We start from the raw sequence: 24,524 nt of genomic DNA, 5'->3' as shown, positions 1-24,524 counted from the left end.
CAGCGTTTCTAAAGGGGAAGCACGGTGTTTCTTGATCCAGATCAGTGTTCGCAGTCCGTATCGGGCGCATACAGCCCCGGCGAACAAACGACCCGCAAACGACAAACGAGGGATAGCCCCAATGATCCGCATGGTTTCCGCACTGGCACTCGGCGCTGCACTGGCAGCGCTGACCAGCCCCACCCTTGCACAGCCCTACTCCCACTCGCGGGGGGATTGGACTCTTGGCATTGGCATTGCCAACGTCAATCCGAAATCCGACAACGGCACGCTTGCGGACGCGGCTGCAATTATTGATGACAACACTGCACTGACCTTCACCGCAGAGTACTTCATCCGGGACAACATCGGAATTGAACTGCTGGCAGCCAGCCCATTCGAACATGATATTTCTTTGAATGGCGCATACACCGCGACCACTAAACACCTGCCGCCGACACTCTCGGTCAACTACCACTTTCCAACCCAGACAAGGTTCAAGCCCTTTGTCGGCGTTGGGATTAACTACACAACCTTCTTTGAGGAGAGCTCCCCGGCCGGCGTTATCTCGCTTGATGACAGCGTTGGTCTGGCGCTGAACCTGGGCGCAGACTGGCAGATCTCGGATCGCGGCGCTTTGCGTGTGAACGTCCGCTACATGGACATCGAAACCGATGTAACCCTTAACGGCACCACAATCGGCACTGCCGAAATCGATCCCGTCACTGTTGGCTTTGGCTACGTTCACCGCTTTTGATCCCTTTGACGAGTAGATTTAAAAGACGAGCATTTCGGGGAGGAGCGGCACGCTGAAAGGCCTGCCGCTTTCTTGGTGCACGAGGCCAATTTGAGCTGCGCGGCCCGAATGGCCCAAAGACTACATCTGCCCCATCAATTCACGGCCGATCAGCATGCGCCGAATTTCCGACGTGCCAGCGCCAATTTCCATCAGTTTTGCATCCCGGAAGATCCGGCCGACCGGATTGTCAGACAGGTAGCCTGCTCCGCCAAATGCCTGCACCGCCTGATGCGCCTGTGTCATCGCCACCTCGGATGCATATAGACAGCATGCCGCAGCGTCCTGACGGGTCACTGTGCCCTTATCGCAGGCCTTCGCCACCTCGTAAACGTAAGCACGTGCCGTGTTCATCGCAGTGTACATATCTGCGATTTTGCCCTGCATCAGTTGGAAGTTACCGATGGGTTGGCCGAATTGCTTACGTTCTTTCATGTATGGCATCACTTCATCCATACATGCCGCCATGATGCCAGTCCCAATCCCGGCCAGCACAACGCGCTCATAGTCGAGACCGGACATAAGAACACGCGCGCCTTTGCCTTCTTCGCCCAGCACATTTTCAAACGGCACCTCTACGTCTTCAAACACCAGCTCAGCGGTGTTCGATCCACGCATGCCGAGCTTGTCGAAATGCTGAGACGTCGAGAATCCCTTGAATTCCTTTTCAATCAAGAAGGCCGTGATCCCCTTAGACCCAGCATCCGGATCCGTCTTGGCATAGACCACCAGCGTATCTGCATCCGGACCATTGGTGATCCAATACTTATTGCCGTTCAGGCGATAGTGGTCGTTGCGCTTTTCGGCCCGCAAGGACATCGAAACCACGTCCGAGCCTGCACCCGCCTCAGACATCGCCAAAGCGCCAACATGCTCGCCCGAAACCAGCCGTGGCAGATACCTAGCCTTTTGGTCGGCATTGCCGTTCAACTTGATCTGGTTGACGCAAAGGTTGGAATGCGCGCCATAGGACAATGAAACTGACGCACTCGCACGGGCGATTTCTTCAATCGCTACGGTATGGGCCAGATAAGACATGCCAGCGCCACCGAATTCCTCCGGAACGGTGATCCCCAACAGACCCAGCCCTCCCATTTCCTGCCATAGTTCGGCAGGGAATTCATTCTTCTGATCAACGTCCTGTGCAATTGGGCGCACGCGCTCCTGCGCCCAGCGGTGCACCATGTCGCGCAGGGCATTCACATCTTCACCCAGATCAAAGGTCATGCTTGCGTTGAACATCGATTCCTCCAGAATACATATTTATTGAACACCCGTTCATTAACTGCCACATCCCCCATCGTCAGTCAATATTACGCACCCCACACTGGGAAATAATCATCAACGCTACGTACTGCACCTTGGTAGCCGCCATACTGATGCCCCAGTTTAGTATTAACATATCATTACTTACGTCATGCAAAGGCCCCGCAAGATGCCCGACTTGATCATTAACGGTACGTTCAACAGCGGTTCCGCAAATTGGAGCGGCAACGATCTCGAGACCAGTTACACAGAGGACGCTTACCTCGGAAATGGTTCGAGCAATCGTGTGGCCGAAATGGATGGAGCGTCGGGTCAGACGACGATCATGGAGCAGTCATTTACGGTCAACAACCCGATCCAGACGACACTGACACTGGACGCCGCCCTACGAACGGCCTCTCTCGGTCAGGCCGGTACAGATGGGTTTAGGATCGAAATCCTAGACGCCAGTGGGACCGTCATTGCATCAATGTCCGCCCTGCCGACAACCAACAGCTTTACCCAAGTCAGCCTGAATATAGATTTCACCAATGCCGGTCAGTACACTCTGCGCCTTACCGAGCTTGGCGGAGATGATAGCCTGGGCGCAATTGTAGACAATATCTCACTGATAGTGTGCTTCTGTAATGGCACGCTGATAGATACCGCAAACGGCCCTCGTGCAATAGAAACGCTTGCGCCGGGCGATATGATTGTGACTGAAACCGGCCTCAAACCGTTGCGATGGATCGGCAAGCGGAAGGTGACATCAGTGCAAATGGCTGGAAATGAGAAACTCCGCCCCGTGCGGATTGAGGCTGGCGCACTCGGACTGGGCCTCCCCAATCGCCCACTTCAGGTTTCCCGCCAACACCGCATGCTGGTTCGTTCACGCGTTGCACAGCGCATGTTTGGCGAAACCGAAGTACTGATCCCGGCCATCCGCCTGACCGCGCTGCCAGGTATTTATGTAACGGAAACACAGGATCATGTGAGCTATTTCCATATGCTGTTTGACGACCACGAAATCGTTCAGGCCAATGGTGCACCAAGCGAGAGCCTGTTGGTCACTGAACGCTCGCTAACAGCCCTTTCGCCGACCGCGCAGGACGAATTGACACTGCTGTTTCCCGATCTAGTGAACGAGACCATGCGGAGCCATGCCAGCGCAAAACACATCCCAGCTCACAACAAGCAAAAACGACTTATTGAGCGGATTGGCAAAAACAACCACGCCATCATTGATGCTGCCTAGGCAAGGTCTCTAGGTGTCACCCGCCTGAAATACCGCCGCTACTTCGGCGCGGATGATACGGGCTATCTGCGCGCAATCTTCAAGCGAGAAGGTCAAGGGTACACGCATATCAATGATACCCTGCAAGATGCGATCACTGGCAGGCATTGCAGGCGCATCCGCATAGCGCCAGCTGTCATATCGCGAGGTAAAGGCGACAGGTTCCGGCGCGCCAAACCATTTGAGCTCGACACCGCGCCCTGCACAGCGGCTCAACACCGCATCGATTTTCTCTGCCCTCCAATCCAACAACAGGAACTGAATGGAGGAGCCGACATAATACTCTTTTTCGGATCGATCGATTAGCTTCAGACCTGGTGTATCGTGCAATCCCGCCTCAATCTGCCGATACCGCTCATTCCATCGGTCAACCTGCGCCGTCAGATCACGCAGCTGAGGGCGCAGAATTGCCGCACGCAAATTATCCATACGGCCCGAAATATTCGGGGTTTCATATTTGATGCGCTCAAAGACTTCTGGACTTGGCGCGGCACGGTGCCTGGAGTAGAGCATATAGGAGCCTGACAGCATGATTGCCCGCGCTGCAATTTCGGGATCAGACGTCACAAGAATACCTCCTTCGCCGGAGTTCACATGCTTGTAGGTCTGGCAAGAATAGCAGCCAACCGCCCCAAGACGACCGGACAGAACGCCATCCCAACGCGCACCCATTGTATGCGCGCAGTCCTCAATGACAATGACACCAGCCGCATCGCAGATTGCCATCAATCGATCCATGTCACACAGATGTCCGCGCATGTGCGACAGCATCAACACCCGCGGATATCCCGTGACACTGAGCTGCCCCTCCAGATCATCCAGATCAAGCGTCAACGCCTCTGTCACGCCAACATAAATGGGTTGCGCGCCGACAGCGGCGATGGCACCCGGCACCGGAGCAAGGGTAAAGGCATTGGTCAGAACTTTGTCATTGGGTTTCACCCCCACTGCGCGTAGGGCCGTTGCCAGCGCATACCCGCCAGACGCCACCGCCAGTGCATAAGGCGCGCCTATCTGCGCGGCGAACTCTTCTTCCAGAAGCGTCACTTCGCCCGCTTCGCCATCGGCGACATTATAGCGGTGCAAGCGACCGTGCTGCATCACCTCAACGGCGGCAGCAATCGCCTCATCGGGAATTGGTTCTTGCTGAGTGAAACTACCAGTGAAAATCTCTGTCATGACGCTTTTGTCTGCCCGCAGTGGAGCAAGGTCAAGCCCCGCCCACAGGTTATGGCTCGCTTTACAGACGAGATCAGAGCGGCAACAACCGTGCTGCCAATGCAGGAAGGTCCTCATAATGCTGCAACAAAGCGTCCGGGCGCAGTGCCTCAAGATCTGCACCAGCGGGACCAAAAGTGACCAGCACCGATGCCACCCCGGCTGCAGCAGAGGTTTTGCGATCGGTGTCCGTATCGCCAATTAGTATAGTGCGGTCAGGATCACCCCCGGCGCGGCGCGCAGCTTCTCGCAGCGGCTCTGGATCTGGTTTACGCACTGGAAGGGTGTCGGCACCGACCAACGAATGAAATGCATCTCTGACACCCAGGCTACGGGTGAGTTTTTCGGCCAACGCTTCGGGCTTGTTTGTACAGATACCCACTCGGAACCCATCGGATTTCAAGTGCTCAACCGCAGCCATGGCACCAGGATACATCACCGTATGATGATCGATAGCATCACGATAATACTCCAGCAGATGCGGATAATACTCATCAACGATCTCTTCGTGATAACGTTCTGCCCGCTTCAATCCTGTCGTCAGCATGCTCCGGCCTCCGCGCAATGCAACACCGGCATCCTGTGGCAGATTTAGCAAATCCCCCAAGCCCATCTGACGGAAACAGGCGTTTGCCGCGGCCAGCAGATCGCCGGAGGTATCCGCCAGAGTTCCGTCCAGATCGAAGATAACCGTTCGCATATCTGCCCCCTCTCGGCGCGTTTTCGCCACCGCTTATTGCAACCCGCAACCTTGTTTGATGGCGCTTTACCTTGCGCACCTGCTGTTAGCGGATAAAACGGGGGCGCTGAAAAGACAAAGAGAAAACATCATATGAGCACCGCCCTCGTCATTCTGGCCGCAGGCAAAGGCACCCGGATGAACTCCGACCTGCCCAAGGTTTTGCACCCTATTGCCCATGCCCCAATGCTGGAACATGCGTTATCCGCCGGTCGCGCACTTGCACCCGACCGCACTATCGTGGTCGCAGGTCACGAGGCCGAAAAGGTGCGGACCGCTATGGCTGACATCGACGAGGATGCCGAAATAGTTGTTCAGGAAGAGCAACTTGGCACCGCTCACGCCGTTGCCCAGGCGCGTGACGCACTGGCTGGGTTTGATGGCGACATTGTCGTACTGTATGGCGACACGCCCTTTATTAGCGCTGAAACATTGGAACGTATGATCGCTGCACGCCAGAGCGCTGATCTGGTGGTTCTTGGGTTCGAGGCTTCCGACTCCGCCCGCTATGGTCGCCTCGTGATGGACGGCAACACCCTTGAACGGATTGTCGAGTACAAAGACGCAAACGAAGAAGAGCGCACGATTAATTTTTGCAATTCCGGGCTTATGGCCTGCAATGCCACACAGATGTTTGCGCTGATTGACAGGGTTGATAGCGCCAATGCCTCTGGGGAATACTACCTCACCGATGTGGTAGAGCTGGCACGCGACGACGGTTTGCGGGTCACGGCAGTATCCTGCGACGAGGCGGAGACACTCGGCATCAATTCCCGAGCAGACTTAGCTGAGGCCGACCGAGTCTTTCAACGCCGCGCCCGCGCTGCCCTGATGGCCGACGGTGTTACCCTTATGGATCCAGAAACGGTCTACCTTGCCTTCGATACGGTGATCGGGCGCGATACAGTGATTGAGCCCAATGTTGTGTTTGGCCTGGATGTCACCGTCGAAAGCGGCGTGTTGATCCGGTCTTTTTCGCATTTTGAAGGTTGCCACATCTCGCGTGGTTCCAAGGTTGGCCCCTATGCCCGCCTGCGCCCCGGCGCGGAGCTTGCCGAAAACACCCATATTGGCAACTTTGTCGAGATCAAAAACGCCGAGATCTCCGAGGGCGCCAAAGTCAATCACCTAAGCTACATTGGCGATGCCAGCGTTGGTGCAGCGACCAACATCGGCGCAGGCACCATTACCTGCAACTATGATGGCGTTATGAAACATCGCACAGAAATCGGCGCCAGGGCATTTATTGGATCAAACACCATGCTGGTGGCTCCTGTCCGCATCGGCAACGAAGCCATGACTGCAACGGGCGCAGTAGTCACCAAATCCGTCGAGGATGGTGATCTCGCTATTGCCCGCACCGAACAACAGAACAAACCGGGCCGCGCGCGCAAACTGATGGATATGCTGCGCGCCAAGAAAGCCCGTCTTAGCAAAGGAGCCGACTAATGTGTGGCATCGTCGGCGTTCTTGGCAATCATGAAGTCGCCCCCATTCTGGTTGAGGCGCTAAAGCGGCTTGAATACCGTGGGTATGACAGCGCAGGAATCGCCACAGTGAACGGCGGCGTATTGGATCGCCGCCGCGCTGTGGGCAAGTTGGTGAACCTATCGGATCTGTTGGTGCATGAACCTCTGCCCGGAAAATCCGGCATTGGTCATACCCGGTGGGCCACCCACGGTGCGCCAACCGTGAGCAACGCACACCCCCACCGCGCTGGTGATGTTTCGGTCGTGCACAATGGCATTATTGAGAACTTCAAAGAACTGCGTGACCAACTCGGGCAGAAAGGCATCACCTTTCAGACTGAGACCGACACCGAAACCGTTGCTCTGCTTTGCGAATCCTTGATCCGTGATGGCAATTCTCCGGTTGAAGCCGCGCGCAAAACAGTGGCACGGCTTGAAGGCGCGTTCGCGCTCGCTTTCTTGTTCGAGGGTGAAGAGGATCTCATGATCGCCACCCGAAAGGGATCGCCACTTGCGATTGGTCATGGCGAAGGAGAGATGTTTGTAGGATCCGATGCTATTGCGCTGGCGCCCTTCACCGATCAGATCACCTATCTGGAAGAGGGCGATTTCGCGGTGCTGACCCGCAACAGCCTCGACATCTGGGATAAACGTGGCGCACTCGCCAATCGTGAGAAACGTCAGATACAGCTAGCCAATGCACGTGTCGACAAAGATGGCCACAAACATTTCATGGCCAAAGAGATCGCAGAACAACCGGTCGCAATTGATCGCGCTCTGAAGGCCTATCTGAGCGAGGACGGCCAGGTAAACCTGCCAGCCGAACTGGATTTCACAAAGATTGACCGGCTGACAATGGTTGCTTGTGGTACTGCGTTTTATGCATGCATGGTTGCAAAATACTGGTTCGAACAGATTGCTCGACTACCGGTCGAAGTCGATGTGGCATCGGAATTTCGCTACCGGGAACCGCCGGTGTCAGACCGGACACTCGCGCTGTTTGTGTCTCAATCGGGCGAGACTGCGGACACCTTGGCCGCTTTGCGGTACATGGAGGGCAAGGCACAGCAAATCGTTGGTCTGGTAAATGTCCCCGAAAGCTCCATCGCCCGCGAAAGCGATGTAGTGCTGCCACTGCATGCTGGCCCTGAAATCTCTGTCGCCTCGACCAAAGCGTTTACATGCCAGCTGTCGATCCTGCTGTTACTTGCGTTGCGTGCCGCCGAGCAACGGGGCCTATCGGTACCCGATGGCATGCCGGATGATCTGCGTGCCCTTCCTGGCCTGATCCATCAAGCACTGGCAGGTGAGAAACAGATCACGGCCTCAGCACGTGGGTTGGCCAAAGCACAGGATATTATCTTCCTTGGACGCGGGCAACTATATCCGTTGGCGCTGGAAGGCGCGCTGAAACTCAAGGAACTGAGCTACATTCATGCCGAAGGCTATGCCAGCGGCGAGCTGAAACACGGGCCCATCGCACTGATTGATGAAAAAGTGCCGGTCGTCGTCCTTGCCCCACGCGATGCCTTGTTCGACAAAACCGTCTCCAACATGCAGGAGGTTATGGCACGCGGTGGCAAGGTTATTCTGGTGACAGATGCCGAGGGTGCAAAGACTGCAGGTGATGGCACCCATGAAGTCATTGTGATGCCTCAGGTACCGGATACTCTCGCACCTATCCTTTATGCAGTGCCGGCTCAGCAGATCGCTTATTATACCGCAATTTCCAAAGGAACAGATGTAGACCAACCCCGGAACCTTGCGAAATCGGTGACAGTGGAATGAGCGCTCTGACCATCGATACCGCACTGGCAGCACTTGAGGCTGCCGCAGAACCTGACCGCGCAACGCAGATGGCCGGCTATCATAAACAAAAACGTCGCGTCCTAGGCGTGCCAAACCCCGTCATCAATGCACTAAGCCAAGACTGGCGCAAGGTGTTGAGTGAAGAGGAAGATAGTGTCGCGTCTCGGTGCGAACTGGCGCAGGCGCTCTGGGTGAGTGATGTGTTCGAGGCCCGGATCGCTGCAGCGAAGCTGTTAACTCAAGCACGTATCAAAGATGACGGCCCTGTTTGGGCGCTCCTGCAAAGCTGGGTGTCCGATTTTGATAGCTGGGCAATCGCGGATCACGCGGCCTCTGCGATCCAGAAACGTCTTCAGGCGGATCCGGATCGTTTGGACATCATCGAGGGCTGGACCTCCTCCGAGCATATGTGGACCAGGCGTGCAGCCCTTGTGGTGACCTTGCCATGGGCCAAACTGCCAAACCCCAAGCCGCAAGAACTTGCAGTTCGAGAACGGATCCTCGGTTGGGCAGCAAACTATGTCCCGGATCGCACCTGGTTCATACAGAAATCAATCGCTTGGTGGCTGCGTGATCTCAGCAAACATGACGCGTCACGCTCCCGCGCCTTCTTGGATGAACATGGTGAGGCGATGAAGCCTTTTGCCCGGAAGGAAGCCGCTAAATACTTGCCCTCTCCCAACGCCGACGATCAAGACATGCATCCAGAATAATAGTAGCTGTCGGACACAATCAACGCCGACAAAAAAGGCGCGTGGGATAGACCCTTCGCACCTATCATAGTGCTCGCATCTTAGCCTAAATCACCCGGCAGGCAGCACCTGCACCTCAACCAGTTCTGTCAGAGGTAGTCCAAGTGCCCGCATCGCATCAATGGACAATCGGCTACCTGCGCTGTTGTCTCCGCTTATGGGCCGCAAGGTCACGGTGACCTCGGTTCCTTTGGGCGACCGTACGCGGGCAAGTTGTGAGCTGTTGACCAGTGGCGTCTCCATCCAGAGGCCCGATTGCGAGGGATCACCCAAACTGGCAACCGTCGATGCACGGCCAGTATAGCGCAAAGTAGCCCCAACCGAGGCAGTTTGCCCATCAGCAGCGCCAAGCGGGCTTTGCTCAACGCCAGGCGCTAACGGAACGGTGCTCTCGGTGTCACTGACAGGATCAACGACAGTGCTGGAGGGCCTCCCTCCACCCAAAACTGAGGAATTCCACTGCAGTTGGCCACAGGCCCCTAGCAGCACGACAGATGAAAGGATCAAAACAAAATAACGCATGTTGTGACATTAGCCCTCACCTCACGGCTTTGCTAGCGGCAATCCCAGTCTCGGCCAAACTCAGCCCTTGCCGCAAGCCTCCCTCCGCTTTACCTATGAGGAATGACTGCCCCACTCATTGATCCCTTCGCCCGCGCGATTACATACCTGCGCGTTTCGGTTACAGACCGCTGCGATTTTCGCTGCGTCTATTGCATGTCCGAGAACATGACCTTCCTACCTAAGAAGGATCTCCTGACGCTGGAGGAACTGGATAGAATGTGCTCCACCTTTGTCAATCTCGGGGTGGAGAAACTGCGCATTACCGGTGGTGAACCTTTGGTGCGACGGGGCATCATGACGTTCTTTCGCTCCATGACCCGCCATCTGGAGAGCGGCGCTTTAAAAGAGCTGACGCTGACCACAAACGGATCCCAGTTAGAAAAATACGCACAGGACCTCTACGACGCAGGTGTACGGCGGGTGAATGTCTCACTCGACACCATCGACGAAGAGAAGTTCGCCGAGATTACGCGCTGGGGCCGCCTGCCACAGGTGCTACGCGGGATTGATGCTGCCCAGAAGGCCGGGCTGCGGATCAAGATCAACGCCGTTGCCCTGAAAGGGTTCAACGAAGATGAGTTGCCCGCCATTACCCGCTGGTGCGCTGAACGCGATATGGATCTCACGTGGATTGAAGTGATGCCGATGGGCGATATCGGCAACGAAAACCGACTGGGCCAATACTGGTCTCTGAAAGATGTGCGCAACGCTTATGAAGATCACTACAGCGTCACCGATCTTGTGGAACGGACTGGCGGCCCTGCGCGATACGTACGACTGGAGGAAACCGGCCAGAAGATCGGTTTTATCACGCCCTTGTCCCATAATTTCTGCGAAAGCTGCAATCGTGTGCGGCTAACCTGCACTGGTGAGCTGTATATGTGCCTGGGTCAGGAAGATATGGCCGATCTGCGCGCTCCGCTACGGGATCATCCCCAGGATGAAGAGGCGTTGCAGGCTGCAATCCGGACCGCGATCAAACTGAAGCCCAAAGGCCATGATTTTGACTATTCACGCCAAAAACTGGACGGGCAGATGCCACGCCACATGAGCCATACCGGCGGCTGAGATGTCCAGCCATAAGACCAGCGCGCCGCCGCTGTTGTTTCACCTATACCGCGGCGTCACCGCGCTATTGGCGCCTTTCGCCTTTCGCAAGGTCGCGGGCAAGCTGGCCGAACATGGCGTCACGCCTACACGCCAACGGGAGCGGCTTGGCTATGCCAGCCAGGCCCGACCCAGACCTCGCGCTCATGATGGCAGCCCTGCACCGCTGCTGTGGTTTCACGGTGCATCCGTGGGTGAGAGCCTCGCCGCGCTGAGCTTGATTGACAAGCTGTCGCCACGCCTTCCCGGCGCCGAATTCCTGCTGACATCTGGCACCGCCAGCTCGGCAGAAATGATGGCAAAGCGTATGCCTGGCAATTGCCATCATCAATTTGCGCCGCTGGATGCTGCTGCCCCGGTTCGCCGGTTCCTGAACCATTGGCAACCGGATGCAGCGCTATTTGTCGAAAGTGAGCTATGGCCGGTGACATTAAACGCCACCAAACGTTCGGGGGCTCGGCTGGCACTGGTCAATGCCCGGCTTTCTGATCGCTCAATCGCACGATGGAAATCGAAAGCCACTACGGCTGCTTTTGTTATGCGGCAATTCGATGTGCTGCTGAGCCAAAACCCACAGATGGGGCAAAGCCTGATCGCGCTTGGTGCCGATCCCGAAGCCGTCTATCCGAGCGGCAATCTCAAGGCGGGCTCCGCTCCGTTACCTGTCGATAACGCCGTGCTTGGCGCAATGCGCACAGATCTAGGCTCGCGTCCGGTCTGGGTGGCCAGCTCAACGCACAGGGGCGAAGAAGAAGCTATCATCGCCGCGCATAAATCTCTGCTCAAACAGTTTCCTGATCTTTGCCTCTTGTTGGCACCCCGCCATCCGGAGCGTGCAGAGGAAGTCACATTGCTGACCCAAAGCGCAGGTCTTAGCGTCGCCCGGCGCAGCACGGGACAACCGCTTGAAAAAGATACAAATGTCTATCTTGCAGATACATTGGGCGAAGTTGGTACATGGTATGCCCTTTCCCCTATTGTGTTCGTGGGCGGCTCGCTCGCTCCCATAGGCGGTCACAACCCCTTTGAGGTCGCGCAGGCAGGGGCGGCTGTAATCACCGGACCCGGGTATTTCAACTTTGCTGAAACCTATCCGCCGTTGATTTCGTCAGGCGGGGCCGTTGAGATAAGCGATTCCGATAGTCTGGCTGAGGCGGTGCAGAATTGGTTGCAAGATACAGCAGCCCTAACCTCAGCCCGCTCGGCTGTGCGCAGCGTAGTAGAGGCGCAAGCAGCTGCGCTTGATGGCGTCGTTGATCTGTTGATCGACACGCTTTCCCTGGCTCCGGCCCTCAAGGACAACTGAACGGGAACGACTGATGGCCGACCTTCTCGTCACCAACTTCAATCGCAATTTTACGGGTGTCTCTGCGACCGCCGCAAATGTAGCCCGCCAACAGGCAAGCCGATATGACATGGAATTGGTAGGGCGTGCCCTGCCCGGTTGCCCGGATCCTATCAGCGTTGTTGCAGCCCATGCGGCCTCCCGCACTCACGATACTGCCAAACCCTTTGCCATCTGGCACGTCCGTCGCAATACTGAAATGCGGGCGGCGATCTGGGCACGGGATATCCTGCGACTGCCTGTCCGGATCGTCTTCACCTCCGCCGCACAGCGGCGGCATTCGGCCTTTCCACGCTGGTTGATCTCCCGCATGGATGCTGTAATCGCTACCACCGACGCAGCTGCAACCTATGTGCCCCATGTGCGTGCAGTGGTACCGCATGGCGTCGACACAGATCTTTTCACGCCCGCGGAAAATCGCAATTCTGCCTGGGAAGCACTGGGATATGGCGGCCAGAAAGGTATCGCCACCATTGGACGCATTCGTCCCGAGAAAGGTACTGATCTATTCGTAGACACAATGCTTCATCTGCTGCCTGACCACCCCGATACAGTAGCACTGGTGATCGGTCGTGCTGCTCGGGAACATCAAGGGTTTCTGAAAGAACTGCAGGCCCGGATCGCTGCTGCAAATCTCAGCGACCGCATTTTGTTCCCCGGTGAAATTCCTGCCACTGACCTGCCGAGTGTGATGCGCGCCTTGTCACTGGTCGTACAGCTCCCGCGGTATGAGGGGTATGGCATGGCACCGCTCGAGGGCCTTGCCAGTGGCGTGCCTTTTATCGGCTCCGATACTGGTTACTACCGCACGTTTTCAGCCCAAGGGACGGTAGGGAAAGTCGTTCCACTGGAGGCCGTGGAAGAAGCGACTGCCGTGGCGGACCACATGTTGTCGTCACCTGAGCAGTTGTCCGAGACAGCCCGTAAGGGACGCGATCTGGCTGTGAGTGCTTTCAGCGCTGGTGCTGAGGCTGATGGGATAGACGCCATCTATCAGGACCTTTGGGCTTCGGGCTGAAACATTGGGATCGGACGCTGGCTTAACGTCAATCGCCCGCCCCGAGATGGGACGGGCGACAGGCCAGTAAACAAAATTTTGCAGATATCAGGCCGCTGGCATCCGCTGTTCAACGATTTCTGCCCACCAACTACAGCCAGCCGGAATGGTTTCGTCGTTGAAGTTGTATTCGGGGTGGTGAACCGGGGCAGTATCGCCGTTCCCGACCAGAATATACGCGCCTGGACGTTCTTCCAGCATGAAAGCAAAGTCTTCTCCGCCCATGACCAGCGGCGCATCATCACAGTTTCCGGAGATGTCGCCGGCAACCTTGGCCGCGAACTCCGTCTGTTCTTGGTGATTAACCATAACCGGATACCCACGGTGATACGTCACATCTGCGGTGCCGCCGAACGTGGCTGCCACGCCATCGCAAATCTCTTTGATGCGCTTTTCAGCCAGATCACGCATTTCAGTTGACATGGTCCGCACGGTGCCTTTGATCTGGACGCTCTGGGGGATCACGTTGAATGCTTTGGATGAGGTTTCAAAGGAGGTCACAGAGACGACAATCTGATGCACAGGATCTGCGTTGCGCGATGCAATGGTTTGCAGAGCCAAGACGGCCTGGGCAGCCAATACCGTGGTATCCACGGTCTCCTGCGGCTTCGCAGCATGGCCACCACGCCCCTCAAAGGTAATGTCGAACTGGTCAGTGGCCGCAAAAAATGCACCTGGGCGGATCGCAAAAGAACCAACAGGGCGTCCTGGCCAATTATGCATGCCGTAGACTTCCTGAATATTCCAGCGGTCCATCATGCCATCGTCGCACATTTCCCTGCCGCCACCGCCGCCTTCTTCTGCTGGTTGGAAGATGACGACCACAGTGCCATCGAAATTGCGTGTCTCAGACAGATATTTGGCCGCACCCAGCAACATTGCGGTATGGCCATCATGGCCACAGGCATGCATCGCGCCGTCGGTCTTTGACGCATAGTCGAGGCCGGTTTGTTCGTGGATCGGTAGCGCATCCATATCCGCCCGCAGGCCGATAACCTTACCCGCAGTATCCGACTTGCCTTTGATCACACCAACAACGCCAGTACGACCGATACCGGTGACGATCTCGTCACAACCGAACTCTTTCAGTTTTTCCGCAACCAAGGCGCTGGTGCGATGGGTTTCAAACAGGATCTCAGGGTTTTCATGAATGTCACGACGCCAAGCGGTGACTTCGCTTTGCAATTCGGCGAAACGGTTCTTAACGGGCATGGTAAGGTCCTTTTTTGATCAATACGCTGACGCTCATGGCCAGCGTTGTCTTCAGATGAAACTGTGTCAGAACGCGACAGCCTGTCGCGTCCTCAGGGCAGCGGCAGGCGCTGCTCGATCAGAGTGACAAACCAGCTGCAACCAGTTGGTATGGCCTCGTCACTGAAATCATAGGAGGGGTGGTGCAATGCCGCAGTCGGACCATTGCCTAGACGGATCATAGCACCGGGGCGTTCTTCCAGCATGAAAGAGAAATCTTCGCCGCCCATCGAAAGTGCCACATCTTCGCATCCGCCGGCCACCGCCAACGCAGCCGCACGAGCGTGATCCGTCGCGACATCATCGTTGATGGTCACAGGCACACCATTTTTCATCAACTCAAGCTCCGCCGTACATCCAAAAGTCTGCGCGATCCCGACCGTTACTGAGCGTAGACGCTCGGGAATTTTTGCGCGAACAGATGGAGCATGAGTACGTATGGTCCCCTTTACCTCTGCCCGGTCAGGGATGACGTTAAATGCCTTTGAGGAGGTTTCCGCAGAAGTGATAGAGAGAACCGCCTGCAACACCGGATCAACATTGCGAGAGACGATCGTCTGAAGAGCGGTGATCAGATGGCACATCATCACAGTCGTATCTGCCGTCTCCTGTGGCTTTGCAGCGTGGCCACCGCGTCCCTGCAACCTGATAGCGAACTCATCAACCGAGGCAAGGATTGGCCCAGCACGTAGCGCGAATTTGCCCAGCTCAACCCCGGGGGAATTGTGGATGGCATAAACCTCATCAATGCTAAAACGGTCCATCAACCCATCTTTGCACATCGCCTCAGCGCCATTTCCGCCCTCTTCTGCAGGCTGAAAGATCACAACAGCTGTCCCATCAAAATTGCGGGTCTCAGCAAGGTATTTGGCCGCACCTAGCAGCATAGCGGTATGACCATCGTGGCCACAGGCATGCATCGCACCCTCAACCTTGGAGGCATGTGGCAAACCCGTGTCCTCAGACATCGGCAGAGCATCCATATCCGCACGCAATCCAATAGCACGGTTGTTGCTGTCGCTACGTCCCCGGATCGCGCCAACGACGCCAGTGCGGCCAACGCCAGTAACCACCTCGTCACACCCAAAGGCACGCAATTTTTCTGCGACTAAGGCGCTGGTTCGATGCGTTTCATAGAGTATTTCGGGGTGTTGATGGATATCCCGACGCCAGCCAGTGATTTCAGCGTGCAGCTCGGCAAAGCGGTTCTTCACGGGCATCGGTCGTTCCTCAGACTGCGGGCATACGTCGTTCTACCAATTCGGCAAACCAGCTGCATCCTAGTGGGATCGCTTCGTCATCGAAGTCATAGGCCGGGTGATGGCACATGGCCGTATCGCCATTGCCGAGGAAGATATACGCGCCGGGACGCTCCTCCAGCATATAGGCGAAATCCTCGGATGGCATGATCGGGTCGGTATCAGCCGTAACCTTTGCCGCCACAGCTTGCGCAGCTTCGACTGCATATTCTGTCTCGGCTTCGGTATTGATCGTGACGGGATAGCCCGGCGTCCAGATCACTTCAGCTCGGGCACCATAGGCGGAAGCGATATCCTCGGCGATGCGATGTACCCGGGTCTCAGCCAGACTGCGACACTCAGTTTCCAGCGTGCGCACTGTGCCCTGCAGCCGGGCAGTATGGGCAATAACATTGGACGCGGTACTGTCGGTCTCAAACGTGCCAACAGTCAGTACGACGTTCTTCAGAGGGTCAACATTGCGCGCAACAATGGATTGAAGCGACACGACAATCTGCGCGGCAACTAACGTGGTATCAACAGCCTCATGCGGAGTTGCAGCATGCCCCCCTACGCCAGTCACTTTGATTTCAAACTCATCGGATGACGCCAGCAATGGACCCGGCCTAGTAGCAAACTCTCCGACAGGAATGCCCGGGGCATTATGAAGGCCATAGACTTCCTGAATGTTCCAACGGTCCATCAAGCCATCGTCGCACATGGCCTTACCGCCCGCGCCACCTTCTTCAGCGGGTTGGAATATCAGGACCACGCGTCCATCAAAATTGCGGGTCTCCGCCAAGTATTTCGCAGTTCCCAGTAAAATCGAGGTATGGCCATCATGGCCACAGGCATGCATCAGCCCCGGCGTTTGAGATGCATAATCGACACCAGTTGCTTCGGTGATTGGCAGCGCATCCATATCGGCCCGCAGGCCAATGACACGACCTGACCTATTGGTATTTCCCTCGATAACCGCCACGACACCGGTCTGCCCAATGCCAGTGGTTATGTCGGTGATGCCAAAGCTACGCAGCTTCTCTTCTACAAACGCCGCGGTTTTATGAACCTCATACAACAGCTCAGGGATCTGATGCAGGTGACGCCGCCAACCGGTAATTTCGGCATGCATCTCAGACAGGCGATTCTTGATCGGCATTGGCGCTTCCTTACAAATGGTCCGCTACGTCCCAACGGGCACATCCCAACACGTCCGATAGCCGTAATGTGCCATCTACTGAGGGCGGGGATGGTGGGGAAATGATACTCATCCTCCCCGAAGCAGGGCCTCTGGGTACTCTTCTTCGGGAAACCTGCCTTATCACGAAACGAGGTGCAAGCAGTTCGCCATCAGCCCTGATCATCCCAAGCTGTGAACCGGCTGCGCAGCTGAACCCAGCGCTCAGACCGCAAGCCTCTCCAACAGCTGCTGCATAAATTTGTGGCCAGCATTGAACTGTGCAACTTCGATATATTCATTGGGCTGATGGGCCTGCGCAATATCGCCAGGGCCACAAATCACGGCTGAGTAGCCTGCCTCCTGAAACTGTCCTGCCTCAGTGCCATAGCTCACCACATGGGTGCCATTGTCACCCGTAAGCGAGCGCACGAGCGATTCTGCCTCGCCTTCGACCTCGGGCACCAGTCCTGGGACGCTGAATTTTTGGCTGATATCAATGCGCGTTTCGGGGTGAACCGATTGCATTTCCGCCTCAATTTCTCGCACTGCGGTGAAAAAATCAGCTTCCCAATCGGCCGCGGATTCGCCGGGGACCACACGGAAATCCATCACAAACCGGCAATCTTTTGCCGTGATGTTATGCGCGGTACCACCTTCAATCATGCCAACATGGCAAGTGGTGAACGGTGGGGTAAAAAGCGAAGCAACGTCATCCGGAGACTTGGCCATGTTTTCCGCATTGCGCGCATTCGCCCAATCGATCAGCCGCGCACCCTGCATTATAGCACTGACCCCGGTGTGCATCAGTGAGCTGTGAACCTCAAATCCTACCAGATGCGTACTATAGCCGATGCCGCCTTTGTGCCCCGTCACAGGGCGCATCACCGAAGGCTCTCCTACGATCACGCAAGATCCTTTTGGCAAGACCTCTTGCATCGCGGCAATCATCGGTGGCGCACCGGTGCAGCCAACTTCCTCGTCAAAGCTGAGCGCAAGTTGCAACGGTCGGGATACGCCTCGATGATGTGCGGCGACCAGCGCCCAAATCGCCAGCGCATCAAACCCCTTCATATCACAGGAGCCACGGCCGTAGTACCTGCCGTCCCGCTCAACCACTGCGAACGGATCACTGTCCCATGGCTGCCCTTCAATCGGGACCACATCAGTGTGCCCTGACAGGACGACCGCGCCCTCGACATCAGGGCCAACATGGGCAAAAACTGCCGCCTTATGCGGCTGGTCAGGATCGACCCAACGATGTGCGGTAATGCTGTGACTCGCGAGGTATTCTTCAACCCATTCGACCAGCGGCAAGTTTGTTTCACTGCTGACCGTGGGAAAAGAGATCAACTTGGTCATGATCTCGAGCGGGCTAAGTTGATCTGTCATGCCTTAGTAGCCACTGTCGGTGATCAACACGAAATGACCGGGTTCCACCTCCATATATCTGGATGGCTCGGCGTGGTAATTCAGATCATGAATCGGTGAGGGGATCGGCTTAAAGTTCAGATCCTTCTCCGACTTACGCTGGTTCGGATCCGCGATAGGAACCGCTTTCATCAAAGCCTGCGTATAGGCGTGTTGCGGGTTTTCAAAGACACGCGCCCGTGGCCCCAGCTCGACAATACGGCCCAGATACATAACTCCGACCTGATGGCTGACACGTTCAACAACCGCCATATCGTGGCTGATAAACAGGAAGGAAAGCCCCAATTCAGATTGCAATTCCATCATCAAGTTCAACACCTGCGCCTGCACCGAAACATCGAGCGCCGAAACCGCCTCATCCGCGACAATCAGTTTCGGATTAAGAGCAAGCGCGCGGGCAATCGCGATCCGCTGGCGCTGACCGCCTGACATTTCGTGTGGATAACGGCGCATAAAGCTGCGCGGCAAATGCACCCTGTCGAACAGCGTCGCAACCCGGTCCTGCAGTTCGGAACCTGTTGCAAGACCATAATTTCGCATCGGTTCAGCTACTTGATCCAACAACTGCATCTGCGGATTGAGGGATGCAAAGGGATCTTGAAAGATCATCTGCATATCAAGCCGCGCCTTGTGCAGCTCTCTTTGGCTCAGATCGAGAATATCACGGCCTTCAAACTCTACCGCGCCTGAAACCGGCTCGACCAGCCGCAATATTGAGCGCCCGGCAGAAGATTTGCCACAGCCGGATTCGCCGACCAGAGACAACGTCTGCCCTTTGAACACTTTGAAGGAGACGTCTTCGACCGCATGCACATTGGCAACAGTTCGGCGCAGAACACCCCCCTTAACCGGGAAGCGCGTCACCAGGTTTTTCACTTCAAGAAGCACTTCATCGCTGCCCTTGATCGGGGCAATTGCCTGCTGTTCTACACCCATCAACTTCATCGGCTCGGGATAGTCTTTACCGCGCATCTCTCCGAGTTTGGGAACGGCAGCCAGCAGCGCTTTGGTGTAATCATGCTGTGGGTTTTCGAAGATCTCGTGGACGGTGCCCTCTTCGACTTTGTTCCCCCGGTACATAACTACCACGCGATCCGCCATTTGTGCGACGACCGCCATGTCGTGAGTGATGAACATAACCGCTGTGCCGGTTTCGCGCTTCAGGCGGTCCATCAGTGCCAGAATTTCCGCCTGAATGGTCACGTCCAGGGCCGTTGTCGGTTCATCCGCAATCAACAAGCGCGGCTCGCAGGCCATGGCCATCGCGATCACCACCCGTTGCCGCATACCGCCGGAAAGCTCATGGGGATATTGTTGCAGCCGACGCTCTGGTTCAGGGATACGCACCTCTCGCAGCAACTCAAGCGCACGCTCTTCCGCAGCTTTCTTGCCGAGATCCTTGTGGATACGCAGCCCTTCCGTCAGCTGACGGCCTACGGTGAACACCGGGTTAAGCGCGGTCATCGGCTCCTGAAAGATCATACCGATCTCATTACCGCGAATCTGTTTCATCAACGCTTGGTCGGTTTTCCCCAAATCCACCTCTTCGCCATCACGGCGATCAAACAAGAGTTGCCCCGACGTAATATCGCCACCGCCGAACTCAACCAGCCGCATCAGTGACAACGAGGAGACCGATTTTCCGGATCCGGATTCGCCAACGATACAAACGGTTTCGCCGGGATTAATGTCGAATGAGACATCCTTAACCCCCACAACCGGACCGTCCTTGGTTTGAAACTCAACCCGGAGTCCCTTAATTTGCGCGATTGGTTGATCCAGCACCGTGACGTCCCCTTCGTGTTCTTTTTTTTAGCGTTGGCGTTAACAGAAAGGTGTACGCACCTGTATTGCCCCCGTCAAACCCACTGCCAAACCCTGCGGATTTTTTTCTCGGCCGCAAGTCTTGCAATTTTGCAGGAGTCTGTATTCGATACCCGCAGTGCAGCCACGCCCACCTTCCGTTGCAAGCCATGATCGCAGTAACGTGATCTCGCTCACAACATGGCAGACCCAGCGTGTCCTACCGCACAGACCACAGAAATGTGGCGAACCTCCGGGGTGGAAGAGACCCGGTCAAAAGAAGGCACATACGTGTCCGACAAGGAGTGAATTATGAAAATCAAGACCCTTTTGCTGGGTGCAATTGCGTCAGCCGCGCTTGCCCCTGCAGCCTTTGCCGAACGGGGATCAGACGGCCAGGTTAACATTATTTATTGGCAAGCCCCCTCAATCCTGAACCCGTTCCTCTCGGGCGGGACCAAGGATGTTGAATCCGCGTCGCTGGTTATTGAACCGCTGGCCCGCTACGACCCCAACGGAGAAATGATCCCTTATCTGGTTGAGGAAATTCCCACCGTCGACAACGGCGGCGTCAGCGAAGACCTGACTTCAATCACTTGGAAAATTAAGCCCGGGCTTCTGTGGTCCGATGGCACGCCCTTCACCTCCAAAGACGTGAAGTTCACTGCTGATTACTGTATGCACCCCGAAGGCGGCTGTGCGCAGGTTACAAAATTCGAAGGCGTCACCAGCGTCGAAGCTGTTGATGACCTAACTGTTAAAGTCACTTTCGACAAGCAGACCCCTTTCCCTTATGGCCCGTTTGTGGGCGGCGAAAGCCCCATCATCCAGGCTGCGCAGTTCGCTGACTGTGTTGGCGCCAAAGCTCCTGAATGCACGACAGCCAACTTTGCACCAATCGGCACAGGTCCTTTTGTTGTCGATGAGTTCAAGCCTAACGACGTGATCACCATGTCGGCCAATACAAACTACCGTGACCCGGCTAAGCCTGCCTTTGCCAAGGTCCTGTTCAAAGGTGGCGGCGACGCGACCGCAGCTGGTCGTGCCGTTATGGAAACCGGCGAATTCGACTACGCTTGGAACCTCCAGCTGGCACCCGAAGTCATCGCTCAGATGGAAAAAGGCGGCAAAGGCGTTCCAATCGCGGGCTTTGGTCCACTGGTTGAGCGTATCATGCTGAACAACACCAACCCCGATCCGGCGCTTGGCCCGGACGAGCGCTCGGTGATCCGTCCGCATCCTTTCCTCAGCGATCCTTCGGTCTACAAAGCGCTGTCTTTGGCCATCGACCGTCCGCTGCTTGTGGAAATCGGCTATGGCAAAGCAGGCAAAGTCGGCTGTAACTGGGTTCCTGCACCTGCAGCCTTTGCTTCCGACACCTTTGACTGCTCAACACAAGATCTCGCAGCCGCAAACGCGATGCTGGACGAAGCAGGCTACAAGGACACCAATGGTGACGGCGTACGGGAAACCCCCGACGGCAAACCAATGAATATCCTGTACCAGACATCGACCAACGCCGTGCGTCAGGATTTCCAGGCTCTCATCAAACAGTGGTGGAGCGAAATTGGTATTGAGACCGAGCTGCGTAACATCAACTCTTCGGTGTTCTTCGGCGGTGACCCAGGCTCCCCAGACACCTTCCAGAAGTTCTACGCCGACGTGGAAATGTACGCCAACACATTCAATGGCACCGACCCGCAGTCCTATCTGGGCAACGGTCTTTGCGACAAGGCGCCGCGTCCTGACAGCCAATGGCAAGGTGAGAACATCTCGCGCTTCTGTGACGAGGAATTCGACAAGCTGCATGCAGAACTGTCGCAGACTGCCGGTCTGGAAGCTCGTGCAGAAATCGCCAAGCGCCTGAACGATATCATCGTCGAAAAAGGTGGCATGATTCCGCTGGTTCACCGTGGCCGTCTGTCCGCGCGGTCCAACACCCTGGGTGGTGTAGATCTGAACGTCTGGGATACCGAGATGTGGAACGCAGCTGACTGGTTCCGCTCAGAGTAAGCGTTCAACGCCTGCAGAGGCCCCGGTAACGCACCGGGGCCTCTTGCCATTTACGTCCGAATGACGTCATTGCGGCGGCCTGAAATGGATCTCAGGCATAAGACCGCCCAGTTCCACCCCATTCTTCCATTTGCAAAGGCGCCTACTGGATGCTGACCTTTACAATCAGACGCCTTGTTCTGTCGGTCCCGACGCTATTGTTCATCAGCCTGGTGATTTTCCTGCTGCTTGAACTCGCGCCTGGTGATCCGATGGCTCAGGTTCCTCTGACCGTCCCCCCCGAAGTCAAAGAAAAAATGCGCGAGGCGCTTGGCCTTGGCCAACCCGCGCATATCCGGTTCTGGAAATGGATCGTACAGTTTTTCTGGATCGAACCTCAGGTTCTGATCGACCATTATTTAGGCACCAGCTTCTCCGCCGGTGACCTCCGCGTGATCTCCTGGCAGACCCGTTCGCCCGTGATGGATATCGTTGTTCAGCGTATCCCCCAAACACTGTGGGTCGTTGGTACAGCTTATCTGGTGGCCATCGCCATCGCACTTCCGATCGGCATCTATTCGGCCTATCGCCAGTACAGCTGGTTCGATCAGGCCGGGACCTTTGTGTCGATGGTCGGATTTTCAGTGCCGCCGTTCTTCTCCGGTGTGCTGGTGATCGTGATCTTCTCTGTCCAGCTAGGATGGTTCCCTTCGATCTATGACACGACCCATGTGGTGGACAGTTGGGACGCCTTCGTACATCAGCTCAAACAGATGGTCATGCCGGTGATGGTCCTGGCGCTACAGATCACCGCACAGCTAAGCCGATTTATGCGGGCTTCGATGCTAGACAACCTAAATCAGGATTATGTCCGCACTGCGCGTGCCAAAGGCCTCAGTGAATATGTCGTAGTCATGGTCCATGTCTTGCGCAATTCGATGATCCCGGTCGTGACTGTGATTGCGCTTGGCATTCCTGCCATCTTTGGCGGTGCGATCATTACCGAACAGGTGTTCAAGGTAAACGGCATCGGCCAGCTTTTAATCGGCGCGATTGAAGCCAACGATCTGCCCATGGTGCAGACCCTGACCTTTATCTTTGCCGTGCTGATCGTTCTGTTCAACCTGATCGCTGATGTGCTCTATGGCATTCTAGACCCAAGGATCCGCTATGACTGATAAGGACCGTCTGGTACCCGACGAAGGGAGTGCCGCCGCCTCCACAACCGTGCCTGCGGTAAATGTGGCGGAAGATCTGGATCAACCGCCCCGCAGCCAATGGCTGGATGTGTGGGATCAGTTCAAATCGCACAAAGGCGCTATGCTTGGCGGAGCTTTGTTCCTGCTGATTGTACTGTCAGTCTATATCGGCCCCTTTTTCTGGGACATTGATGCCACCCATATTGATATCCGGTCACGCAACCAGGGGCCCAGTTGGGCGCACCCATTTGGAACCGACCAATTGGGCCGCGATATGCTGGCACGAATGATGGCAGGTGGTGCAACCTCTGTCTCTGTCGGTCTCACTGCGATGCTTCTCGCGTTGTTCCTCGGCTCTTTGGTTGGCGTAGTCGCCGGTTTCTTCAAGCGACTTGATGGGCCGTTAATGCGCCTCACGGACCTGTTCCTCGCCTTGCCCCTGCTACCATTGCTTCTGGTGATGATGCTCCTGTTCCGTGAACCGTTGAATGCAACCTTCGGACCGGAACAGGGGATTTTCATCCTTATCGTGGCCGCCATCGGGATCACTAGCTGGATGCCAACTGCGCGCATTGTGCGGGGAGATGTGCTCGCGATTAAGGAACGGGAATTCGTCTTAGCTGCGCGCTCTATCGGCACCACCAATACCAAGCTGATCTCGCGTCACATCCTGCCAAACGTGCTGTCGCCTATCATGGTTTCAGCCACTTTGGGCATCGCAACCGCGATTATCACTGAATCTGCACTGTCGTTCCTTGGGCTTGGTTTCCCGCCGGATTTCCCGACCTGGGGACGTTTGCTCTTTGATGCAACTGACTATCTTCAGCAGTATCCCGAAAGGGTGTTCTGGCCGGGAATGGCGATTTCGTTGACCGTGCTGAGTGTGAACTACCTTGGTGATGGTCTGCGCGACGCGCTGGATCCTCGGATCCGCGGCCGCTGATAGCAAGTCCTGTAGGTGGTTCGCCCCTACACATTCAAATAAGAACATGCAAACCGGCCATCTCCTACAGGTGGTCGGTTTGTTTTTATGCGCTGCTAATCGTACAGAACGAACGA

Annotated in this window: 20 protein-coding genes; 11 read left to right on the top strand and 9 right to left on the bottom strand. The window is 56.0% G+C overall.

Annotated features, from left to right (window positions below):
* Positions 1-121 precede the first annotated feature (121 nt).
* Positions 122-736 carry an OmpW/AlkL family protein gene (locus ACEWZM_RS15320; RefSeq protein WP_414007261.1) on the top strand — a complete coding sequence of 205 codons (615 nt, stop codon included), beginning with the start codon at positions 122-124 and terminating at the stop codon, positions 734-736.
* A gap of 120 nt (positions 737-856) precedes the next feature.
* On the opposite strand, the gene ACEWZM_RS15315 is transcribed toward ACEWZM_RS15320, so the two are convergent.
* Positions 857-2,017 carry an isovaleryl-CoA dehydrogenase gene (locus tag ACEWZM_RS15315; RefSeq protein WP_414007260.1) on the bottom strand — a complete coding sequence of 387 codons (1,161 nt, stop codon included), beginning with the start codon at positions 2,015-2,017 and terminating at the stop codon, positions 857-859.
* Positions 2,018-2,210: 193 nt separating this feature from the next.
* Between ACEWZM_RS15315 and ACEWZM_RS15310 the strand changes: the two genes are divergently transcribed.
* A complete protein-coding gene (locus ACEWZM_RS15310; RefSeq protein ID WP_414007259.1) occupies positions 2,211-3,275 on the top strand; it encodes a Hint domain-containing protein in 1,065 nt (354 codons plus the stop codon).
* Positions 3,276-3,284: 9 nt separating this feature from the next.
* On the opposite strand, the gene ACEWZM_RS15305 is transcribed toward ACEWZM_RS15310, so the two are convergent.
* Together ACEWZM_RS15305 and ACEWZM_RS15300 are read right to left on the bottom strand one after the other, a co-directional pair.
* Positions 3,285-4,493, bottom strand: a complete 1,209-nt coding sequence (locus ACEWZM_RS15305) for a DegT/DnrJ/EryC1/StrS family aminotransferase (RefSeq protein ID WP_414007258.1) — start codon at positions 4,491-4,493, stop codon at positions 3,285-3,287.
* A 73-nt stretch (positions 4,494-4,566) separates the two neighbouring features.
* Complete coding sequence (locus ACEWZM_RS15300; protein WP_414007257.1) at positions 4,567-5,232, bottom strand: HAD-IA family hydrolase; 666 nt, start codon at positions 5,230-5,232, stop codon at positions 4,567-4,569.
* Between the two features lie 132 nt (positions 5,233-5,364).
* Here ACEWZM_RS15300 and glmU point away from each other — a divergent pair, with 132 nt between their 5' ends.
* From glmU to ACEWZM_RS15285, 3 genes are read left to right on the top strand one after another with little or no spacing between them, the layout of a single operon-like run.
* Positions 5,365-6,720, top strand: a complete 1,356-nt coding sequence (gene glmU / locus ACEWZM_RS15295; protein ID WP_414007256.1) for a bifunctional UDP-N-acetylglucosamine diphosphorylase/glucosamine-1-phosphate N-acetyltransferase GlmU — start codon at positions 5,365-5,367, stop codon at positions 6,718-6,720.
* A complete protein-coding gene (gene glmS / locus ACEWZM_RS15290; protein WP_414007255.1) occupies positions 6,720-8,528 on the top strand; it encodes a glutamine--fructose-6-phosphate transaminase (isomerizing) in 1,809 nt (602 codons plus the stop codon). The genes glmU and glmS overlap by 1 nt, the downstream gene beginning before the upstream one ends.
* Positions 8,525-9,262: a DNA alkylation repair protein gene (locus ACEWZM_RS15285; protein WP_414007254.1), complete on the top strand. Its 738-nt coding sequence runs from the start codon at positions 8,525-8,527 to the stop codon at positions 9,260-9,262. Before glmS ends, ACEWZM_RS15285 begins: the two co-directional genes overlap by 4 nt.
* Before the next feature lie 90 nt (positions 9,263-9,352).
* Here the strand turns inward: ACEWZM_RS15285 and ACEWZM_RS15280 are convergent, their stop codons facing one another.
* Complete coding sequence (locus ACEWZM_RS15280; protein ID WP_414007253.1) at positions 9,353-9,823, bottom strand: hypothetical protein; 471 nt, start codon at positions 9,821-9,823, stop codon at positions 9,353-9,355.
* A gap of 102 nt (positions 9,824-9,925) precedes the next feature.
* Here ACEWZM_RS15280 and moaA point away from each other — a divergent pair, with 102 nt between their 5' ends.
* From moaA to ACEWZM_RS15265, 3 genes are read left to right on the top strand one after another with little or no spacing between them, the layout of a single operon-like run.
* On the top strand, positions 9,926-10,933 hold the full coding sequence (gene moaA, locus ACEWZM_RS15275) for a GTP 3',8-cyclase MoaA (protein WP_414007252.1): 1,008 nt from the start codon (positions 9,926-9,928) through the stop codon (positions 10,931-10,933).
* Between the two features lies 1 nt (position 10,934).
* A complete protein-coding gene (locus ACEWZM_RS15270) occupies positions 10,935-12,278 on the top strand; it encodes a 3-deoxy-D-manno-octulosonic acid transferase (protein ID WP_414007251.1) in 1,344 nt (447 codons plus the stop codon).
* A gap of 13 nt (positions 12,279-12,291) precedes the next feature.
* Positions 12,292-13,335 (top strand): glycosyltransferase family 4 protein, encoded by a 1,044-nt coding sequence (locus ACEWZM_RS15265; protein WP_414007250.1) that lies wholly within the window; start codon positions 12,292-12,294, stop codon positions 13,333-13,335.
* Positions 13,336-13,422: 87 nt separating this feature from the next.
* Here the strand turns inward: ACEWZM_RS15265 and ACEWZM_RS15260 are convergent, their stop codons facing one another.
* The 5 genes from ACEWZM_RS15260 to ACEWZM_RS15240 form a co-directional block, all read right to left on the bottom strand.
* Entirely contained in the window at positions 13,423-14,586 is a 1,164-nt protein-coding gene (locus tag ACEWZM_RS15260) for a M20 aminoacylase family protein (RefSeq protein ID WP_414007249.1), read from the bottom strand.
* A 92-nt stretch (positions 14,587-14,678) separates the two neighbouring features.
* Positions 14,679-15,845 (bottom strand): M20 aminoacylase family protein, encoded by a 1,167-nt coding sequence (locus ACEWZM_RS15255; protein ID WP_414007248.1) that lies wholly within the window; start codon positions 15,843-15,845, stop codon positions 14,679-14,681.
* 10 nt (positions 15,846-15,855) lie between these two features.
* Positions 15,856-17,022 carry a M20 aminoacylase family protein gene (locus ACEWZM_RS15250; RefSeq protein WP_414007247.1) on the bottom strand — a complete coding sequence of 389 codons (1,167 nt, stop codon included), beginning with the start codon at positions 17,020-17,022 and terminating at the stop codon, positions 15,856-15,858.
* A gap of 243 nt (positions 17,023-17,265) precedes the next feature.
* Positions 17,266-18,432, bottom strand: a complete 1,167-nt coding sequence (gene argE / locus ACEWZM_RS15245) for an acetylornithine deacetylase (protein WP_414007246.1) — start codon at positions 18,430-18,432, stop codon at positions 17,266-17,268.
* A 3-nt stretch (positions 18,433-18,435) separates the two neighbouring features.
* Positions 18,436-20,256 carry an ABC transporter ATP-binding protein gene (locus ACEWZM_RS15240; protein ID WP_414007245.1) on the bottom strand — a complete coding sequence of 607 codons (1,821 nt, stop codon included), beginning with the start codon at positions 20,254-20,256 and terminating at the stop codon, positions 18,436-18,438.
* A 330-nt stretch (positions 20,257-20,586) separates the two neighbouring features.
* Here ACEWZM_RS15240 and ACEWZM_RS15235 point away from each other — a divergent pair, with 330 nt between their 5' ends.
* The 3 genes from ACEWZM_RS15235 to ACEWZM_RS15225 all read left to right on the top strand — a co-directional run bounded on the left by ACEWZM_RS15235 (position 20,587) and on the right by ACEWZM_RS15225 (position 24,408).
* The gene (locus ACEWZM_RS15235; RefSeq protein ID WP_414007244.1) at positions 20,587-22,287 is read left to right on the top strand and encodes a peptide ABC transporter substrate-binding protein; all 1,701 of its coding nucleotides are present in this window, start codon (positions 20,587-20,589) and stop codon (positions 22,285-22,287) included.
* A gap of 149 nt (positions 22,288-22,436) precedes the next feature.
* Positions 22,437-23,444, top strand: a complete 1,008-nt coding sequence (locus tag ACEWZM_RS15230; protein ID WP_414007243.1) for an ABC transporter permease — start codon at positions 22,437-22,439, stop codon at positions 23,442-23,444.
* Positions 23,437-24,408 carry an ABC transporter permease gene (locus tag ACEWZM_RS15225; RefSeq protein ID WP_414007242.1) on the top strand — a complete coding sequence of 324 codons (972 nt, stop codon included), beginning with the start codon at positions 23,437-23,439 and terminating at the stop codon, positions 24,406-24,408. The genes ACEWZM_RS15230 and ACEWZM_RS15225 overlap by 8 nt, the downstream gene beginning before the upstream one ends.
* Positions 24,409-24,524: the final 116 nt, after the last annotated feature.

It is taken from the genome of Phaeobacter cretensis (assembly GCF_047372505.1).
Lineage (GTDB): Bacteria > Pseudomonadota > Alphaproteobacteria > Rhodobacterales > Rhodobacteraceae > Phaeobacter > Phaeobacter cretensis.
Note: the sequence above shows the minus strand (reverse complement) of the source record. Positions and strands in the feature narration are given on the sequence as shown.